Origin of the sequence: Stratiformator vulcanicus (assembly GCF_007744515.1) — a bacterium.
Taxonomy (GTDB): Bacteria; Planctomycetota; Planctomycetia; order Planctomycetales; family Planctomycetaceae; genus Stratiformator; species Stratiformator vulcanicus.
Genome location: NZ_CP036268.1, coordinates 4,793,825 through 4,811,780, shown reverse-complemented (window position 1 = coordinate 4,811,780; position 17,956 = coordinate 4,793,825). Strand labels below are relative to the sequence as shown.

13 protein-coding genes are annotated in these 17,956 nt (G+C 60.5%); 3 read left to right on the top strand and 10 right to left on the bottom strand.

Features of this window, described 5'->3' with window-relative positions; genetic code table 11:
* Window positions 1–307: 307 nt before the first annotated feature.
* Window positions 308–2,275: a sigma 54-interacting transcriptional regulator gene (locus Pan189_RS19185; RefSeq protein WP_145365694.1), complete on the bottom strand. Its 1,968-nt coding sequence runs from the start codon at window positions 2,273–2,275 to the stop codon at window positions 308–310.
* 244 nt (window positions 2,276–2,519) lie between these two features.
* Between Pan189_RS19185 and Pan189_RS19180 the strand changes: the two genes are divergently transcribed.
* Together Pan189_RS19180 and Pan189_RS19175 are read left to right on the top strand one after the other, a co-directional pair.
* Window positions 2,520–3,818: an outer membrane protein assembly factor BamB family protein gene (locus Pan189_RS19180; protein WP_145365693.1), complete on the top strand. Its 1,299-nt coding sequence runs from the start codon at window positions 2,520–2,522 to the stop codon at window positions 3,816–3,818.
* Window positions 3,819–3,897: 79 nt separating this feature from the next.
* Window positions 3,898–4,338 (top strand): hypothetical protein, encoded by a 441-nt coding sequence (locus Pan189_RS19175; RefSeq protein WP_145365692.1) that lies wholly within the window; start codon window positions 3,898–3,900, stop codon window positions 4,336–4,338.
* Between the two features lie 24 nt (window positions 4,339–4,362).
* Here the strand turns inward: Pan189_RS19175 and Pan189_RS19170 are convergent, their stop codons facing one another.
* The 9 genes from Pan189_RS19170 to Pan189_RS19130 all read right to left on the bottom strand — a co-directional run bounded on the left by Pan189_RS19170 (window position 4,363) and on the right by Pan189_RS19130 (window position 16,240).
* Window positions 4,363–5,631 carry an outer membrane protein assembly factor BamB family protein gene (locus tag Pan189_RS19170; protein ID WP_145365691.1) on the bottom strand — a complete coding sequence of 423 codons (1,269 nt, stop codon included), beginning with the start codon at window positions 5,629–5,631 and terminating at the stop codon, window positions 4,363–4,365.
* Between the two features lie 197 nt (window positions 5,632–5,828).
* Window positions 5,829–6,908, bottom strand: coding sequence for a DUF1559 domain-containing protein (locus Pan189_RS19165; RefSeq protein WP_145366255.1), 1,080 nt, complete (start codon window positions 6,906–6,908; stop codon window positions 5,829–5,831).
* 91 nt (window positions 6,909–6,999) lie between these two features.
* Window positions 7,000–7,527, bottom strand: a complete 528-nt coding sequence (locus Pan189_RS19160; RefSeq protein ID WP_145365690.1) for a hypothetical protein — start codon at window positions 7,525–7,527, stop codon at window positions 7,000–7,002.
* A 215-nt stretch (window positions 7,528–7,742) separates the two neighbouring features.
* A complete protein-coding gene (locus tag Pan189_RS19155; protein ID WP_145365689.1) occupies window positions 7,743–9,542 on the bottom strand; it encodes a hypothetical protein in 1,800 nt (599 codons plus the stop codon).
* Entirely contained in the window at window positions 9,535–10,812 is a 1,278-nt protein-coding gene (locus Pan189_RS19150; RefSeq protein WP_145365688.1) for an amidohydrolase family protein, read from the bottom strand. The genes Pan189_RS19155 and Pan189_RS19150 overlap by 8 nt, the downstream gene beginning before the upstream one ends.
* An 11-nt stretch (window positions 10,813–10,823) precedes the next feature.
* Window positions 10,824–13,235, bottom strand: a complete 2,412-nt coding sequence (locus Pan189_RS19145) for an ABC transporter permease subunit/CPBP intramembrane protease (protein WP_145365687.1) — start codon at window positions 13,233–13,235, stop codon at window positions 10,824–10,826.
* A gap of 81 nt (window positions 13,236–13,316) precedes the next feature.
* Window positions 13,317–14,081, bottom strand: a complete 765-nt coding sequence (locus tag Pan189_RS19140) for an ATP-binding cassette domain-containing protein (RefSeq protein ID WP_145365686.1) — start codon at window positions 14,079–14,081, stop codon at window positions 13,317–13,319.
* A 172-nt stretch (window positions 14,082–14,253) separates the two neighbouring features.
* Window positions 14,254–15,450, bottom strand: coding sequence for a cyclic dehypoxanthinyl futalosine synthase (gene mqnC / locus Pan189_RS19135; RefSeq protein WP_145365685.1), 1,197 nt, complete (start codon window positions 15,448–15,450; stop codon window positions 14,254–14,256).
* Window positions 15,386–16,240 carry a menaquinone biosynthetic enzyme MqnA/MqnD family protein gene (locus Pan189_RS19130; protein WP_145365684.1) on the bottom strand — a complete coding sequence of 285 codons (855 nt, stop codon included), beginning with the start codon at window positions 16,238–16,240 and terminating at the stop codon, window positions 15,386–15,388. Before Pan189_RS19130 ends, mqnC begins: the two co-directional genes overlap by 65 nt.
* A 239-nt stretch (window positions 16,241–16,479) precedes the next feature.
* On the opposite strand from Pan189_RS19130, the gene Pan189_RS19125 reads away from it, so the two are divergent.
* Window positions 16,480–17,793 (top strand): homoserine dehydrogenase, encoded by a 1,314-nt coding sequence (locus Pan189_RS19125; protein WP_145365683.1) that lies wholly within the window; start codon window positions 16,480–16,482, stop codon window positions 17,791–17,793.
* Window positions 17,794–17,956: the final 163 nt, after the last annotated feature.

The following is a 17,956-nucleotide window of genomic DNA, read 5'->3' as shown; positions in this document are numbered from 1 at the left end:
GAACCAGCGAAAATCGAATCGAAGCGCCTCGAAGTCCAGACGGCGATACACGCCGAGTGATGAACTCGCGGTCAGCCCGTTAAATAAGACACGGAGGCTCCCAAACAAACGACAGGGAGTCTCTGATGTGGCAGGACCAGCCAAGGCGGCTTTCGTTCTTTAACGCGCCGATTCTCGCCGGAATTTCAAACGGGTCAATAACTTTCCGGCAAATTACTAGCGGAAAGTTCAGAAAAGTAGGGTGCGATGCGGCATCTCGACGCATTTGTCCTGTTCAGTTTGGCAAACATCGAGATACGTCGTTTTGTTAACCGTCGCGATATCGCTTGAGTTTGCGATCGAGTGTCGAACGTTCGATGCCGAGGATCTGGGCGGCCTTCGATTTGTTGCCGTCGGTCGACGTGAGCGTCGCCAGAATGTGTCGGCGCTCCACTTCCGCAAGCGAAACGGGTGCGAACTCTGCGGTATCGGTTGAGACCTCTTCCTGATCGAGCGGCATGAGTTGCAGATCGGTGTCAGCGATCTCGTCCCCCTCGCACAGGATGACAGCACGTTCGATTGTATTTTGAAGCTCTCGCACGTTCCCGGGCCAAGAATGGTGCCGCAGCAACTCGACCGCCGATTTGGTCAAGCCGCGAATCACGCGGTCGCTGCGCATCGAAAACTTTTGCACGAAGTGCCGGGCTAGAATGTCGATGTCGCCTGTTCGTCGCTTCAGTGGAGGCACCGTGACGATGACCACATTGAGGCGAAAGTAGAGGTCTCGGCGAAAGTCTCCCTCGCGCACGGCTGTTTCAAGATCGCGATTGGTCGCCGCCACGATCCGCACATCGGCCGAGATCGGGCGGCTTCCGCCGACCCGTTCGAAGGCGTGTCCCTCCATCGCTCGCAGGAACTTCGCCTGAATCGACATGGGCATTTCGCCGACTTCGTCCAGAAAGAGCGTCCCGCCGTCGGCTTGTTCGAACTTACCCGCTTTCTTGGCCGTCGCGCCGGTAAAGGCCCCTTTTTCGTGTCCGAAGAGTTCGCTTTCCAATAGGCTCTCGGCGAGAGCCGCGCAGTTGAGGCAGACGAGCGGGCCGCTAGCGCGGCCGCTGCCGGCGTGCAGGGCCCGTGCGACCAGTTCCTTGCCAACGCCGCTTTCGCCCCGCACGAGGACCGTCGCCTCGGTCGGAGCGACCCGAGCAATCTCGGTCTTAAGCTGCTGCATCGGCGGGCTGTCGCCGATGATCTCGGTCTCAGATCGAAGCTGCTGCTTGAGGTTTCGATTTTCGCTTTCGGCCCGAGTCAGGTTCAGCGTCAGGCGGTCTCGCTCGTGCTTCTGATTGACGACGATCGCCAATTGGTTGGCAACGGCCAACGTGAAGTCGAGGTCATTGGTGCCCAATCGAATTTGCGGATTCATCGTGTAGAGGTGGACGAGCCCGTAAGTCTTTTCGTCCCACCGCATCGGCGCACAAATCACGCCCCGCGCCCGTAATTCACCAAGGCTGTCTCGATCGGAGAGTCGACTGTCGTCGGCGAGATCGTTAGCGAGCACGGCTTCGTCGCTGTCGAGTACGATCTCGGAGACGGAATGCGACAGATTCGGCTGATCGCCATCGGCAGAGTGAAACGCGGTCAAATCGAAGTCGTTGGGCACCTTGAGGCGTGGCAGGTCGAGCGACGACTTCTTCGTGATTAGTAACGCGCCGATCTCCGCCCCGGTTCGCTTGCAGAGTTGATCGAGGACGCGCCGTCCGAGGTCGGAGATATCGTCCACCTCGGCCATGCTGAGTGCCAGGCGATACAGGCTCGCCAAATCCTCCCCGAGCCGCGCGAGGTCTTCGGCACGCTCCAAGTCTTCGAGCGACAGGTAACTGGTGACCTTTCGCCGATCGAGAATCTCCGGACCAGTAGCGGTGATCGTGGCCGATTGCTGATCTTCGCCGTTGCGTGCCGCCTCGATCCGCCCGAGATCGAACGAAAACATCAGCTCGGTGCTGCCGATCTGAATGACGTTGCCTTCGGACAGTTCCAGTTCGATGATCGGTTTGCCGTCGACCTCCGTCCCATTTCGACTATCGAGGTCACGGACCTTCCATTGCTCGGCCTGACCGTAGATCTCGCAGTGACGCCGGCTGCACATTTCGTCGGCGAGAACGATGCGATTTTCGGCGGCGCGTCCGACCGTGAGGACCCGGTCCGGCTCGAGCCGATAGACGTCGCGCCAACTCGCGCCGCTGCGCACGACGAGATACGCATGATCCTGCGCTAGGTGTTCCCGTGTCCGCATGTCAGTTTCACTTATCCCGCCCATGTTGACAAAATACGCTGTCGAGCGTCTGGGACCAAGCTGACGCCAATTGTACGCAAAAGAGGCGATCCGATGCGCCTAATCCGATACGATGGACTCGCCGGGCAGTTTCCATGATGATCATTGCCCCATTTGGCGATGACGAACACGGCATCTTTGACAGCAACTTCGACAACCGCCGCTTGCAATTCCTTCCGCGGTCTTTACTCAAGAGTTTCCAAACATGACATCAATTTCGGCTCTGCGAAGTGCCCTGTTCGGTCGCGCGATTCCTATCTCTAAATCAGTCCAATTCGCTGTTGCGCTGGGAATGATCGTCCTTATTGCCTACCCCGCCCAAGCCTCGGCGGCCGAACATTGGCCGCGATTTCGTGGACCGGATGGCGCCGGTGTCGTCAGTGGAACAACCATCCCCAGCAAATGGGCTGCCGAAGACTACTTGTGGAACGTCGAAATCGAAGGGGTGGGCCATTCGTCGCCGGTCGTGTGGGGGGATCGCCTGTTCCTCAACACGGCCACGAACGACGGCCGCGATCGCCGATTGATCGCGATCGACATCGCCACCGGTGCGTCCATCTGGTCGGTCGACCTCAACCTCGATTCAAATCATCTGCACCAGAAAAACAGTTGGGCCTCCGGATCGCCCGCCGTCGATGCCGACGTCGTCTGCACGACGTTCGCCGATACGGAGCAATTCGTCGTCTCCGCATTCGATCACGATGGCGAACTGTTGTGGCGGCAAGACGTCGGGCCGTTCGACAGCAAGCACGGACACGGCGCGTCGCCATTGCTGGTGGGTGATCTCGTCATTGTGACGAATGACCAATTGGGACCGAGTGCAACGTACGCCTTCTCGAAGTTCGACGGCGAGGTCCGTTGGAAGCTCGACCGGGCTTCCGGGCACACCGCTTACTCAACGCCGTTGATGATTGAGCGGAACGGCCGCAAGCAAGTGGTTCTCTCCAGCAGCGCCTCGGGTGTGACGGCCGTCGACGTGGCTGATGGTTCAGAAGTCTGGTCGACGCGCGGGTTCCGGCAGCGGGTCGTCGGCAGCCCGATCCTGGCCGGTGACTTCGTGATCCAAACGGCTGGGCAGGGCGGTGGCGGAAAGGATTTTCTGGCGATCGACCCGTACGGCAAGGGAGACCGAAAAGCCGGTTCGATCGTGAAGGAAATGACGCGCTCACTGCCCTATGTTCCGACTCCGGTTTACTACGACGGCAAACTGTTCCTGTGGACCGACGGCGGAATCATCGTCTGTCTCGACGCGACCGACTTTCGTCGTCTCTGGATCGAACGTCTGCCCGGTGCGGCGTTCAGCGGCTCGCCCGTCTGCATCGACGGTCGGTTGTGTGCGATGAGCGAGGACGGCACGGCGTACGTGGTTTCCGCGTCCGACCGATTCGAGTTGCTCGGTCGGACGGCCTTGGGCGACCCGAGCTATTCGACCCCCGCGGTTGCGAATAATAAGCTCTTTTTGCGGACGTTCCATCGGCTGATGTGTCTGCCCGGCCAAGACTAATGTCTTCTGTCGTGTTATCCTGAGTAGGCCGCGGGCTGACGTCGTTGAATTTGATTTTGGTCGTATTGAGGAACCTGTCATGCCCGCTTGGCCCGGGGGAGCCTGCCCTGAATGCGGCGAAGACATGCCGGCACGCATGGTCCGCTGCCGCAATTGCCGCGCGATGCTCAACACCGATCTCGATTGTGATACGGTCGAGATTCCGGCGTTCGTCCCGCTAAAAGAAATCAAAGAGCACGCCGAGGTGGCGGCCCGCGGCATTTATCACGAGTGCGAAAGCTGCCATCGCGAATTAAGGGTCAACGGGCGATATGTCGGAACGAAGATCGCGTGCAAGCTATGCGGAGCGAAGGTTGACCTCCGGAAGCCGCCGAGTGAATTCCGGGTGGGATATGTGCATTGTCCCCATTGCGAGAAGACGCTGCGGATCAACTTCAAATACGTGGGGCAGGTCGTCGCATGCCGCTTTTGCGAGCAAAAGATCGAACTGCTTCCGTTGATGCCCGGGCAGAACGATTAGTTTCGATCGCCGCCGAATGCCGATTTATTTCCTTACGCAATAGAGCGTCCGGCCGGTTCGGATGAGCAGCGAGTCATCAACGACTGCGGCCGCGTATTGAATCGGCTTGGCGAAGCGGGACGTGTCTTCGCCGCCTGATTCCGCTTCATAGACGCGGTTTTCAGCAAGCACTTCGAATTCCGGCCCGGCTCGAAGCACCGTGGTAACGCCGTCTTTCCCGAAGATGTAGACGTGGTCGCCCAAGCCGATCGGCGTGGCCCAGCAACTGTTCGCGATCCGCTCCCGGTAGGCGAGTTCACCCGTCTCGACATTGATGCAATAAAGCGCGCCGACGCGATTGACCCAATAAGCGTAGCCCGCATGGGCGGTCGGGGTGGCGAACGTCGTCAACGCTCCGTCGGCTCGCCAGAGAATCTCCGGCTCCCATTCGTCCCCGGCCTTGGTAATCGAGAGTGCCAAATTGGAGTCACGCGCACCGGCATCTCTTCCGCCACGCCCGGCGGATGCCCCGATCAGAAGCTTGCCGTCCCCGAAGACATACGGCTTGGCGGCAGTGTTGCCGCTGAGTCCATCCAACGTCCAAAGCTGCTCTCCGCTTGCGGGGTCGTAACCGTCGATCGAGCCTTCCGAACTTACGACCACCATCGCGGTGCCATCAACCTCAATCAGGGCGGGCGAAGCCCAACTCATCCGCTTCGTGCGGTCGGTCTTCCATGAGACTTCGCCGGTCGCCTTGGAAAAAGCAGCGATGTAGCCGCCCTCGGTGTCGTCCACGAGCACGATCACCGCTGCATCGGTCTGAATCAGCGAGCCGCCCAATCCGAAGCGATTTTTGATCGGCCCGTACGTTTCGGTGAGGGACATCTTCCACCGTTGCTCGCCGTCGTGATCGAGAGCAACAAGGTCGCCGCTTTCCCAAAACGCATACACTCCGCCGGCGTCAACAACCGGCGTCGGAGCAGCCCGGCTGACATAATACGAGTTCTTTACCGGCATCGATGACTCCGAAGAGTGTCGCCACAACTCTCCGCCGTCCGATAGATTCAGCGCGGTCAGATGATTCGTCTCCTTGTTCGGCCCCTCGATCGTCGTGACATAAACAATTTCGCCCCAGACGACCGGACTCGACTGGCCATAACCCGGAAGGTCGGCCGACCATGCGAGATTTTCATCCGGCGACCACGCAACAGGGATCGATGCGGGATCGACCTGCTCTGACGACGGGCCGAGAAATTCGGGCCAGGCCACCTCGCCGAGCGCGGCGAGCGAAAGGATCACGAGGGCGAGATTCATCAGACACTCAAACAGTGAGAGGATAGTGGGGTGGGCGCAGCGATGTCAGACAGCGCAGGAGTAGTTTAACAACGAATCAGAGAAGTCGAGAGCAACCGGGTGTTCGGCGGGCGCAAGGATGTTTAGCCGCGACCGAAAGGAAGCGAGGGCGAAGCGGACAATACAACCCGCTCCACCCTCTTCTCCCCAGACCGAAATCAGAATTGCCCGATTGGCTGTCCGTCGGAGATCGAGCCGAGGCGTTGCCAGGTCGTCAGGTCGACGTTGTCACTGAAGAATCGGACTGCTCCGTCGCCCAACAGAGCGTTGACGCCACTGGTGTGCAGGCTGCGGGCTGACATGATCGCAGCGAAGCGGGACGCACAGTCATTGACCTTGCTGTTGGGCGTGCGGGCGTGATGGTAGCCGTTTTGTGACACGGCTCCGTCGACCCACTTCTCACCGCGCGTTCGTTCAACCGTTTTTGAGTCGTCCAGACACCACGCGTCGTCGACCGATTTGTCCTCGGAGCCGTCGGTGGTCCAGACATAATTGCGATAACGAAGACCGGCCGGCTGCAATTTGGCGTCAGCGAGTGTCGCCGGGGCCGCGCCGCCACCCCCTTTCAAAGTTTCGCTCATTAAGACGGTGTTCGAGGTGCCGTCGGTTAAGTCGCGAAACTTGGTCTGCGAGTCGATGTAGAACGCGCCATCGGGGTCTTCGTTGTCGACAAAGCCCCACATGTCGGTCGCTTCGTCATCAGCCGTGTGCCGCTCAAATCGGCCGCCGATGTTTCCGCTGCCGTTGGACGCAACGTAATTCGTCGGTCCGAAGTTCGGGTCGATTTGCACGACTGGGTCGCTGGGACAAAGGAAGACCGACACCTTTGTCGCGACGACGTTTGAGAGGGCGGGGTTATAGGTCGGAAACGGGGCAAGTACGATCAACGGCGATTTAAGATCGACCTGATTGTAGATGATCGACTGATCGAGAAACGGAGTGAGCATGGCGTGCATCGACCAGCGATAAAAGCTTTGCTCGGCAGGCGGTACTGGGGCCTCTTTAATATCGCGATGCGATGGCAGATGCCCGAACGTCGCGTGATGGTTGTGCAGGGCCAAGCCCAGTTGCTTCAAATTGTTCTTACATTGACTCCGCCGCGCCGCCTCGCGTGCCTGTTGCACCGCGGGTAGGAGCAGGGCGATCAGGATCGCGATGATCGCGATCACGACGAGCAGTTCGATCAGCGTGAAGCCGCGGCGCTTGTGGCGCAGCGCAGCACGAAAACAGACAGTCATTCATTCCTCCGAAGAATAGGGGAAACCGCAGCCTGTCGAAGGAGATCGACGGCGCGGACCGGTAGCGAGAACTCTTACCGAATGGGAGTCGCTAGCCGGGACGCGTCGGAGGGGGAAAGCACGTTGCGGGTGGATCGAGCTGTCGTTCGGTGATCAGCTCGGACGGCCGTTGCTCCCCGAAAATTTTCAGGGGTGACGGTCCCAGCCACGGCCAGAAGTTGACCACGTAGGTCGAACCGGGCCCGTGACACGGCGGGACGTTGAAGCACGGGGGCCGCGGTTCTTCATCCGATTCCGTCGCGGCCTTGCGGCTGGCCAACGAAAGATCGGGCGGCTTGCACAACGAATCGGGATCGTTCGCAATGGCCTTTTCGACAACCGTCGGGACCGGGATGCCGCGCGACTGGGCCCATGCGGCCTGCTCTTTCGGCGAGAAGCAGCAGCAATTCGTCAGGCACTTCTCAGCCGAATCGCAGCCGCAACGGTGATTGGCACACGGGAACAGGCCGCCGATGGCCACGTAATTGTCGATGCGCACGCCCACCAAATGCAGCAAGATCGCGACCGTGGTTACGGCAGCGACGATCGCTTCGGTGCGGGAAACGTGGAGGCGGAACACGGCGGGCAGGGCGCTGGGGCTCGAAAGTGATGAAGATAAGTTACGAGACGACCTAACCGGTCGCAACATCCGGCGGCGCGCTCCCGCTCAACAAGCCGTGCGAGCAGCGAGCGGATCATCTCACTAAACAAGCCGCGCACGAAGTAAGCGGATTAGACTCTGGGAAATGCTTCCCTCAATCGATCCGCTTACTTCGTGCGCGGCTTGTAAGGCCATCATTCCACGAGCAGCAATGGATTGATCTCGCCGTCGTTCATGAACTGCCCAATGACCGTCTCGTTGTTGTGGTGCATTCCGAGGACCGTCCGCATTTCTTTCGACTCATCGAACCGCCGATAGACGACGAGTTGAAAGTCGCCGATCCGCACACGGCAGGCGGTCGCTTCATGCGGGGCGAGTTCTCGACCTTCCTCAGCGGTCGTCAGTAATCGCCAGTCGACCGGCTTCCGGCGTCGTTCGGGGCTCCAGTCGATGACGAGCGGACTGAACGCGACGCCGTAGTTGGCGGCACTTAATTCCAACGTGCCTTCGTGCTCCCGGAAATGACCGGCCGTACTGATTTCCCGGCGATCAGGCAGTCCGGCGGGGATGAGCCGCATCCGCTGCTTCCCTTTCGCAAGCCGAAGTTCTCGAATCGGCCGCGCCGCTTCGACCGCCGCGCCGGCAACCAGCGGAAGTCGGGTATCGACGCGCACTTCATTCGCCGGCTTGGCACAAGCCGAGTCGACCAGAACCGCACACGTCTCCGCCCGTGACAGATAGAACTGCCGACCGAACTTTACGCCGCCGGTTTCCAGAAACAGTTCCACGTAGTCGCCATCGTCGTCGGAATGAGTGCAAACGCATTCCCATTCGTCGTCCGGTTCGATTGTCTTGCCATCGACGGTCGCGGAGATCGGAATGGAACCGGAGATGATGGCCGAATTTTCCGGTCTTAATTCGAAGAAAGGCTCGGCACCGGCATGTTCAATCAGCAGCGTATCGGACCGCAGTTTCCAACTTGCTCTCAATAGCGCGATGCGAGCCCAATCCGATTGCACGCTCACGTCATCATGACCGCTGAGCTTCGCGTTCGCTTTCTTCTTTGCGGAGCCGATTTCGTTGATCAGTCGGCCCGGCAACGAGCCTTTCTTCAAGCCGCTTAATGTCCGCGCGGTGGCCAGAACTCCACGAAGGCGATCTCCAGACACAAAGCTCCCGAGGGTACCGTCGCGGTCGATTAGTCTCGCGACGACCGAGACGAGATCGGCAAATCGTTCGACCATCCGTCGATTTCTGAGGCGCGTGTCGACTCGCGCGGCGAACTCGATCGAGCGGACGAGAGAGGCGAAGATCAATTCGAGTTCCGGCAGAATGCGGCCGTGAGGTGTGCCGTCGGTGTCGGTATGTTCGTCGAGTAATTCTCGCAATCGATCGCGACCCCGGCGATGCACGGTATCAGCCCCGGCAATCGCACCGAGGACATGGCCGGCCTTAAATTCGATTTCAGCAAGCGCGAATTCATCGGCGATTGTCTCGGGCTCCCACGCTTCGACGGCGGCCGATTGGATAACACCGTCGCGATAGATTTTGCTGAGCAAGGCGGGATCGAGTGACGCGCCGTCGTCGATCAGAACGTCGAGTGCGATGATCGTGGCTGCGGCATCGGGCAGTCTCAGACACAATTCTTCGTACGCCGACGTCGACTTCTTAAGACTGGTTTTCGGACGATCGATGATTTGCACAAGACCGGCAATCGCTTTCCGCTCGTCGGCGGGCAGTCCGCACGTCAAAAGCCGTCGCCGGTCATCACCGTCGAGTTTCGGCCGGCCCTTTTGTTTCGCGGCGCCGCGCCGCATCGCCAAGTCGCCCGCGACGACCCGCCAGAACATTTCGAGATCGCGTGATTGCTGCGCTTTGCGAAACGCGGGTGCGGCGTCCTCGGCAAATTGCAGCGCCGCGATGAATTCGCCATCGGGGCACTCTTGAAATCCGGGGGGCAGGGGGGCGTCGAGCCGGAGTGCATCGTCAGCCATCGACGCCTCCGAACAGCGAGGCGATCCGAAAGCCATCCACCGCGGAACCCGTCACGCGTCGACCCGCCGAGATCACCGAATCGAGAGTGACCTTAGCATCGCACGCATCATCGAGTGCGACTTCCGTCCAGCACGCCCGTTTCCCCACGGACAGTCGGCCCTGTTGGTCATCGCAGCCGAGCGCAACGGCGCCACCCCTTGTGACGAGGTCCGCGAGGGTCGCCGCTTCAAGCTCCGGATGTCGTGATCTCAAGAGCAGCATTTCATTCCAAATCGAAAGATCGGGGTTCGATCCGCGACCATCGGTCCCGAGTGCGACATTGATGCCGCGTTCGAGTAACTCGCGCCACGGATGCGATTCGTGTTCAAAGAAGCGATGCGTCCGGGGGCAGTAGACGACCGAGAACTGCGGACGGGTCGCGAGGAAGTCGATCTCCTCCGGCCCAAGGTAATTTCCGTGGACGACCAGCACCTTCTCCAGCTTTGCTAGTTTTTCCAGATACGCAAGGGGACGCAAGCCTCCATTGAAGGCATCATCGCGGAACACCCCGAAGTGGCGGAGAAGATCTGCGAGCGGGCCGTCGGCATCACGAAGAAATTGCAATTCTTCCCGCGTTTCGGCCAGATGCACCGCGACCGGTGCAGCATGCTCGGCAGCGAGGTCGACGAGGGCGTTAAATAATTCCGGATGCACGCTGTATGGCGCGTGCGGGCTGAGGCCTTTGCGGCTGATGGTAGTAGCCCCCGGTTCCGCGATTTCATCGTCGAGGAATTGCCGAGCAGCCTGAAGGGCCGCGTCTTTCTGCTCGGGCAAGAAACCGATCACCTCGCGGAAGATGACGGCTCCCATCGGGTCGTGCGGGGTGACATCACCGCCGGTCGAGATTTCGCCAAGCAGCGTCGTGCCGCAGCAGGCCGACTCATTCCAACCGGCGTGCAGAGCGTCTCCCTTCGCCCAACCGTGTTCACGTCGCCACTGAACGAGTCGCCGAATCCAATCGGGGAAGGGAGGGCCGGGCGCGATCGGTTCGCGGATGTCGCTGAACTCCAGGTGCGTGTGGGCATTCACCAAGCCGGGGAGGAGCGCGACCGAGCCGAGGTCATACTCGGCTTCGTGGGTCCGATCGTGTCGATCAGCGATCCGACCCTCTCTATCGATCTCGATGACGCCGCCGTCGATCGGCTCCCAATCGTCAACGAACACGCAGCGAGCCGAGACGGCTGTCGCGCGGAGATCGCGATGGAGAAACGAGTCGATTGATTGAGCCATCTGGTTGACTCTCAGCCGACACTGACTGGTTGCTGAGGCAAGTCGCTCGAGACCGGGAGCGAAGGGTCCTCATCGAGTCGATTCGAGTCTTCCGACGGGCTTGCATCGTGCATCAGCCAGCGGATTGTGCCGACCGTGACTAGTCCGCAGACCAGTAGTATGGGCCAATGGAAGACGAGTCCCTGCTCCCCTGCGGACGCCAGCCATTTGAGCGATGTGTCTTGAAAATACTTTTCGTCGACCCGCATCAGCATCACCTCGGTGCCGTTCCAAATGAAGTGGAACAGGATGCCCGGCAGCAGAGATTTCGAGCGGATCGCGATCCAACCCAGCAGCAGTCCCAGCAGCGAGGCGTTAAATACTTGCTGCGGGATCATGTGGATCAGGCCGAACGTGAGTGCCGAGAGCGTGATCGCGAGCCAGACCCGACCGCGGTTCCGAAAGCCGCTCAGCATGAAGCCGCGGAACGTGATCTCCTCGCAAAGAGCTGGGGCGACGGCGAAGCCGAGGATCGCGAGCCAGAAAGGCACATTCGCGTCCGACATCGCAGCGAATTGCCGCATGACCGAAGGCGGTAATGTCGGGAAGAACCAATCGAGCTGTTGCAGCAGGGTGGTCGCCAGTGGGTGAGCGAAGATCGACAGCAGGACCGCACCGGCGAGGTACTTCCAACTCGGCCAGTAGAGGCTGAAAGTTTGACGGAAACTCCGAGTCAGCATCACGCCCATGAGCAGGGCGGGTGTCGCGATGATGGCGATCTGCTGGACGAGTAGCAGCCGCACCATGGCGACTCCAAATGCCTCGCTCTCCGGCGGCGGCAGAGCCCCGCGCAAAAATGGCAGCGCGATGAATTGCAGCAGGAGAATGAGGACGAAACAGACACCCGCCTCGGCGAAGCTGGGCGTGTCTTCTTTGTCTCGCATCAAGTGCCGCAGCCACAGACTCAGGTCGAACCGCTCCGCCTCGCGGAAGAGGACTTCTTCGCGATTGAATTGATCGATCGCCCACCACAGGGCGAGCAGCCCGTAGCCGATACTGGTGGCGAGCACCGCCGGCGCATACCACAATTGATCGCCCGCCCCACCGGCCGATAGCAACTCCTTGAGCAGCAGCGCCGGCCCGATGACCGGTAAGATACTGTAGAGCGGCGTGAGTTCGACCGCCGGCGAAAGGCAAAAGACCGTCAGTCCGATCGTCACGACGAGCAAAGGCGTGAGGTAGTACTGGCCCTCCTTGCTGCTCTTGGCGAAGGTTGCCAACGACAGGCACAGCGAACTGAACAGCGCCGCGATCGGCACCATCAATACGGCGACCCAAATCAACGAGGCTAATGGCGGGGCCGCGAGTGCCCCCAGTTTGCTCGCCGATGCGGCCCCCCCGGCCATCGAGGCCATGTGGTTCCCAGTAAAACCCATGCTCGCGAGATTGAGTACGGCCGTCCCGATCGAGAAAGCGAGCACCGTAAAGAATTTGCCGAGCACGATCTCTGCCCGAGACGCCGGACAGATCAGAAGCGTTTCCATCGTCCCTCGCTCCTTCTCTCCCGCGCCGAGATCGATCGCCGGATAGAAGGCGCCGGTCACGGTCATCAGAATCAGCAGGGCCGGGAACAACTTACTCCAAACCGAGGCGGCTCGATCTTTCGCGATTGCGAGATCGACCGATTCCGGATTGACGGGATTCGGCAGTGACTGCGGGAGCTGCGCCAGTTCGAGCCGTTTGTTGAGTAAAGCGCTTTCCCATTGGCCGAGCGCCTCTTTCACCCACGTGTAAGCGAGCAACGACTTCTCTTTGGCTTTGTTGTGCAACACGACGGGCCGGCTGATTGCAACGTCACCCCCCTCGCGATCTCGCTCACTGATTCGCGTATTCGCCCGCGCGACGCTCTCCGCGAAACCTTCGGGCACAAGGATGACGACCTCGGCCAAGCCCTCGCCGAATTGTTTGCGGCGCTGCTCGCGTGCGGCATCCAGTCGAGATTTTAGTTGTGTGATCTTCGCTTCGTCTTCGGCCTGCAGCGCGGCCGTAAGGTCGTCCTGCAAGGCGGCGACTTTTGTGTGCGCATCGCGAACCGATTCGGCGGATGCCAGTAGTTCCGCCTGTTGTTTTTGCGCACCCGCCTCGGCGTCGGCCATCGTGCTCGCCGTCACAACGCGCAAGCGGTCGGCATCGCCGGGCAGCTCGAACCATTCGGGACGAAACTGATCGCCTTCGATCAGTGGCGGGTCGGGCAGGTTTTCCGCCCCCAGCACAACGACGGTCCGCGGCTGTTCGGTGAACAGCACCATCATTTGCACCATCCCGATCCCGAGGGCCGGGTACAAAATCAGCGGCAGCACGACGACCATGAAGATCGTCCGCCGATCGCGCAGTTGATCGCGAATCTCACGCAGCAGAATGAGGCGAACGTTATTCCAATTCATCGGCGACTGCGTTTCGGGGATATATGAATGCGGTTCCCCGTTTAGCCGCGACTGACAAGGAGCGCTCCCTGTCGGTCGCGGCTAAACGGGCGATGTTTCGCTTCGTGATTTTTCGTACTCGGAAATCAGATCGAAGAACAGCTCTTCCATGTCCGGTTCGTCATGCTCGCGCTCCAATTCATCGACGGAGCCCGCCGCGAGGATTCGTCCGCGGTGGATGATCGCGATGCGGTCGCAGAGCTTTTCGACTTCCCGCATGATGTGCGTGGAATAGATGATGCACTTGCCGCTGTCACGCAGTTTCCGGACGGCGTCGAGTACTGCCCGGGCCACCAGCACATCGAGTCCGCTCGTCGGTTCGTCGAAGATCAGCACCGGCGGGTCGTGAATGATCGTGCGGGCGATCGAGACTTTCTGCCGATTGCCGGTCGACATTTTCGACCCCAGCATATCGGCGATCTCGTGCATCTGAAGGGTCTCGAAGACCTCGTCGATCCGTTCTTTTAGGCGGTCTTCGCCGAGGCCGTAGAGTCGGCCGTAATGCTCAACGAGTTCGCGGGCGGTCATGCGATCGTAGATGCCGGTGTTGTTCGACATGAAGCCGATGCTCGCCCGGACTTTTGCCGGGAAACGACTCACGTCATGCCCGGCGACTTCGGCGAAACCGCCCGTCGATTGCAGCACAGTGCTCAGGATTCGCAGGCAGGTCGTCTTGCCGGCACCGTTCGGGCCGAGCAAGCCATAAACCTCGCCGGGGCGAACTTCGAAACTGACCCCGTCCAGCGCCGTCACCTGACCACGCTTCAGGTCGTCGAAATCCTTTCGCAAGTCCTGAACGCGGATCATGGAGTCGCCCGTTAGTGATGACGTCGCGAGAACTCCGATCGCTGACGCTTACGGCTCGCCTAAAAATATCTCTCGCCTCTAGCCACTCGCCTCTGGCCTTATCGCAAGTGGAGAAGTCTACGTCAGAACGTACGCCGCGCGAGCGCCGAATACGGGGCGAGGCTTCAGGAATTCAGGACAGCACCGGCAAAGCCGGTTCGGAGGGATGCTGCGGTTCGGTGGCTGAAAATTTCGAATCGCTACGACCGTCGCCGTCGATCAAATCATAAAAAACGTTCCGCTGTCGGGGTTCGTAGCCCGCTTCACCGATGCAGCGGCGGATGCTCTCGACCGAGAGGTGGTAGACCGTGCCTGCCTGCGAGACGACGTTCTCTTCGATCATCAGGCTGCCCATGTCGTTCGCCCCGAAGTACAGGGCGACTTGCCCGATCTTGTCTCCCTGCGTGACCCAGGACGACTGGATGTTGGGGATGTTGTCGAGATACAGCCGACTGATCGCCTGCGTCTTGAGGTACTCGAACGCTCCAGCGGAAGGAAGTTGCGACATGTCGACGCCCCCTTTACGGCCGTTCTTGGCATCGGCATTGAACCACGGGGCATCCTCGGGCGGCTGATGCGTCCAGCAGATGAAGGCGGTGAACCCGCCGGTCTCATCCTGCAGGTCACGGAGGCGACCCATGTGCTCGATCCGCTCCTCAAGCGTTTCGACGTGGCCGAACATCATCGTGCAAGTGCTATGGCCGCCGATCTCGTGCCAGACGCGATTCACTTCCAGCCAGCCGTCGCTGAGTACCTTGCCGCGCGTAATTTGCTTGCGAACGCGATCGACCAGAATCTCGCCTCCTCCGCCCGGCACGCTGCCGAGGCCCGCATCTTTGAGTCGCTGCAAGACTTCCCGCAGCGGGAGCTTCGACATCTTGCTGAAGTGCCACAGTTCCGGCGGACTGAAACCGTGGACGTTGAGTGTCGGGAAGTTTTCCTTCATCCCGCGGAGCAGGTCTTCGTACCACTCCAGCGGCAATTTCGGATGCAGGCCGCCTTGGAGGAGAATCTGATCTCCGCCGAGGTCGAGGGTTTCCTGAATCTTCTTGTAGAGCACCTCATCGGACAGCACATACGCATCCTCATGCCCGACCGGTCGGTAGAACGCGCAGAAGTCGCAGACCGCTGCGCAGACGTTCGAGTAGTTGATGTTCCGGTCGATGTTGTAGGTGCGGTAGGGCTCCGGGTGCTTCTGCTTGCAGACCGCGTCCGCCGCCGCGCCGATCGCGGTCAGGTCGTGCGATTGAAGCAGCGCGAGGCCGTCAGCCGGTGAGAGCCGCTCGCCGGCGATCGCTTTGTCGAGAATGGTCGTGATGTCGGAAGACAATGTCTTCTCCTTGGGGGAGCAGTCCCGCGTCGGTGCAAAGTTGTCGGAAGAGTTTCAGCCCGGCCCGTTCGGCATCGCCGAGCGTGAAGTGCAGATTGTGCCGGAGATAGTCGATCGCCGAGTCGACGCTCAGTCCCAAAAGCGGCGCCTCTCGGGCGGAGATCTCATCGATCGCCTCGACCCCGCGGTCTCGCGCCTCACGGAGCTTGCGGTCGATATCCTCGGTCATGACGCCCGAACGTGCCGCCCACACGGCGAACACGAACGGCAGCCCCGTCCAGTCGTACCAGTGTTGGCCGAGGTCCCACACGGTATGGAAATGTTCTTCGGGCGGAAACATAGCCCGGTCGCCGATCAGTAAGACCGCGTCCGCAGTGGTGTCTGCGGTCGAATGCGACAAAGGCAGCGGTTCGGCGGTCGGCCTAACGCCGTACTTCTCGAGCAGAATCAGCCGGGTGAGGGTCGCACTGGTGCGGGAGCCTTCGTCGAGCGCGAGGGATTTCACTTCGCCCGGCGAAACCCGGCAATACAGTTTCACGCTGCGGACCGGCCCACGAGCAGAGACGCACGCATCGGAGATGATCTCATGCCCCGGATGCCTGAGCACTTCGACCGTGGGGACGAGGGCGACGTCGAGATTCGACCGGACGAGATCGTCGGCGAGCCGACTGGGCACGTCGACCGAAAACTTGTCCGGGGCGAGCGCAGCCGAAAGCCCTGCAATCAAAGGCTTTGAGTTCAGGTATGAGACCGCGGCAATACGGCGATGCGGTCGATTGGAGCTTTTCATCGGGCGATGGCGACCACGGCTGCGGTCGGCGGCGACGGGCTGGCGGCGAATCATAGCGCGGTGGGTGTTCGCAGAATTATAGGGGGCCGACCCGATGTCGCAATCAGCGCTGCGAACTGAGTTGAGAACCGGGGTACGAACTGTCCATTACTTCGGAGCCGGGTTACGATGCCCGGCCCACTCAAATAAAGACCGCAAACGCTCCCGTTCCTTCACTCTTTCGGTTTACGAATTCTTTCATGAAACCGCTGCAGCTTGCCCTGATCGGCCTCGGCACCGTCGGAACCGGTGTCGCCAAAATTCTGACCGAGCACGCGGAACGAACCTCTCGTCGTGCGGGGCGGCCGATCGAAATCCGACATGCCGTCGTGAAGAATCCCGACAAGCCGCGAGAAATCGAGCTCCCCGCCGGCGTCGTTCACACGGATGTCGATAAGGCGATCAACGACCCGGAAGTCGATGTCGTGGTCGAACTCATCGGCGGCATCTCGCCCGCGCGAGAGATCGTGCTCAATGCTCTGAAAGCCGGCAAAAGTGTTGTCACCGCGAACAAGGCGTTGATGTGCGAGTACGGGGATGAACTCTTCCCCGTCGCTCGCGAGCACGGCTGCACGATCGGGTTCGAAGCCGCCGTCGCCGGCGGAGTGCCGATTGTCTCCGGCATCGGACAGGCTCTCAGCGGTAATCAAGTGACGTCGATCGAGGCGATCCTCAACGGGACGAGCAATTTTATCCTCACGCGGATGCTCGACGCCGACATTTCGTACGAGGAAGCGGTTTCTGAAGCACAGGCGTTGGGCTACGCGGAGGCCGATCCGGCGATGGACGTCGATGGGACCGACGCGGCCCAAAAGCTGTCGCTGCTGATGCTGCTCGCCGGTGGCACACGCATTCGCCCCGCCGATTTCACCCGGCAGGGGATCGACCGGCTCGACCTTGCCGACCTGCAATACGCGGATGAACTCGGCTACGCGGTGAAGCTGCTGGCCATCGCGAAGCTGATCGACGATCGCCTCGAGATGCATGTGCAGCCGACGCTCGTAAAGTACGGACGCCCCCTCTCGGCCGTCGACGGACCGCAAAATATGATCGTCGTTGAGGCCGACGCCGTTGGGAAAGTGTGGTTCGCCGGACCCGGTGCCGGGATGATGCCCACGGCCTCGGCCGTAATGGCCGACATCATCGACGCCGCGACCGGGCGAGCCGCCGAGACATTCCGCACGCTCGATTTGTTCGGCGAAGGCGAGCCGCGCGAGTTGGTGCCTCCGTCCGATGTCCGCATGAGGTACTATTTCCGCTTCCATGTCGAAGATCGGCCGCACGTGCTGGCCGATATCGCCGACATCCTGGGCCGCAACAAGATTAGTCTCGCTTCGGTCATGCAGCACGAGGCCCCTGAGGTCGAGGAGGGCGAGATCGACTCACCGTTCGTGGTGCCGCTCGTCGTGATGACTCATCACGCCACCGAGGGACAGGTCGGGTCGGCTGAAAAGGAATTGATGAAGCTGGCTGCCCTACGCAATCCATGGGTCCGCATGGCCGTCGCGGATTAAGTCAGCCCCACAAGCCGCACACGAAGTGCGAGAATGAAACTTCGCGCGGGTGCCGGGGGCGTGTCGCCCCCGCAGTGTAGAGCCCGATCGGTTCTTGCATCATTTCCAGCACTCCCCGAAGAAGCTGTCGCGGGAGTTGTCTGTGCAATAAGCAGGCGACGGC

Coding starts and splice junctions, on each gene's coding strand:
- Pan189_RS19185 (WP_145365694.1), bottom strand. CDS start 2,275: ATGCGGACACGGGAACACCTAGCGCAGGATCATGCGTATCTCGTCGTG.
- Pan189_RS19180 (WP_145365693.1), top strand. CDS start 2,520: ATGACATCAATTTCGGCTCTGCGAAGTGCCCTGTTCGGTCGCGCGATT.
- Pan189_RS19175 (WP_145365692.1), top strand. CDS start 3,898: ATGCCCGCTTGGCCCGGGGGAGCCTGCCCTGAATGCGGCGAAGACATG.
- Pan189_RS19170 (WP_145365691.1), bottom strand. CDS start 5,631: ATGAATCTCGCCCTCGTGATCCTTTCGCTCGCCGCGCTCGGCGAGGTG.
- Pan189_RS19165 (WP_145366255.1), bottom strand. CDS start 6,908: ATGACTGTCTGTTTTCGTGCTGCGCTGCGCCACAAGCGCCGCGGCTTC.
- Pan189_RS19155 (WP_145365689.1), bottom strand. CDS start 9,542: ATGGCTGACGATGCACTCCGGCTCGACGCCCCCCTGCCCCCCGGATTT.
- Pan189_RS19150 (WP_145365688.1), bottom strand. CDS start 10,812: ATGGCTCAATCAATCGACTCGTTTCTCCATCGCGATCTCCGCGCGACA.
- Pan189_RS19145 (WP_145365687.1), bottom strand. CDS start 13,235: ATGAATTGGAATAACGTTCGCCTCATTCTGCTGCGTGAGATTCGCGAT.
- Pan189_RS19140 (WP_145365686.1), bottom strand. CDS start 14,081: ATGATCCGCGTTCAGGACTTGCGAAAGGATTTCGACGACCTGAAGCGT.
- Pan189_RS19130 (WP_145365684.1), bottom strand. CDS start 16,240: ATGAAAAGCTCCAATCGACCGCATCGCCGTATTGCCGCGGTCTCATAC.
- Pan189_RS19125 (WP_145365683.1), top strand. CDS start 16,480: ATGAAACCGCTGCAGCTTGCCCTGATCGGCCTCGGCACCGTCGGAACC.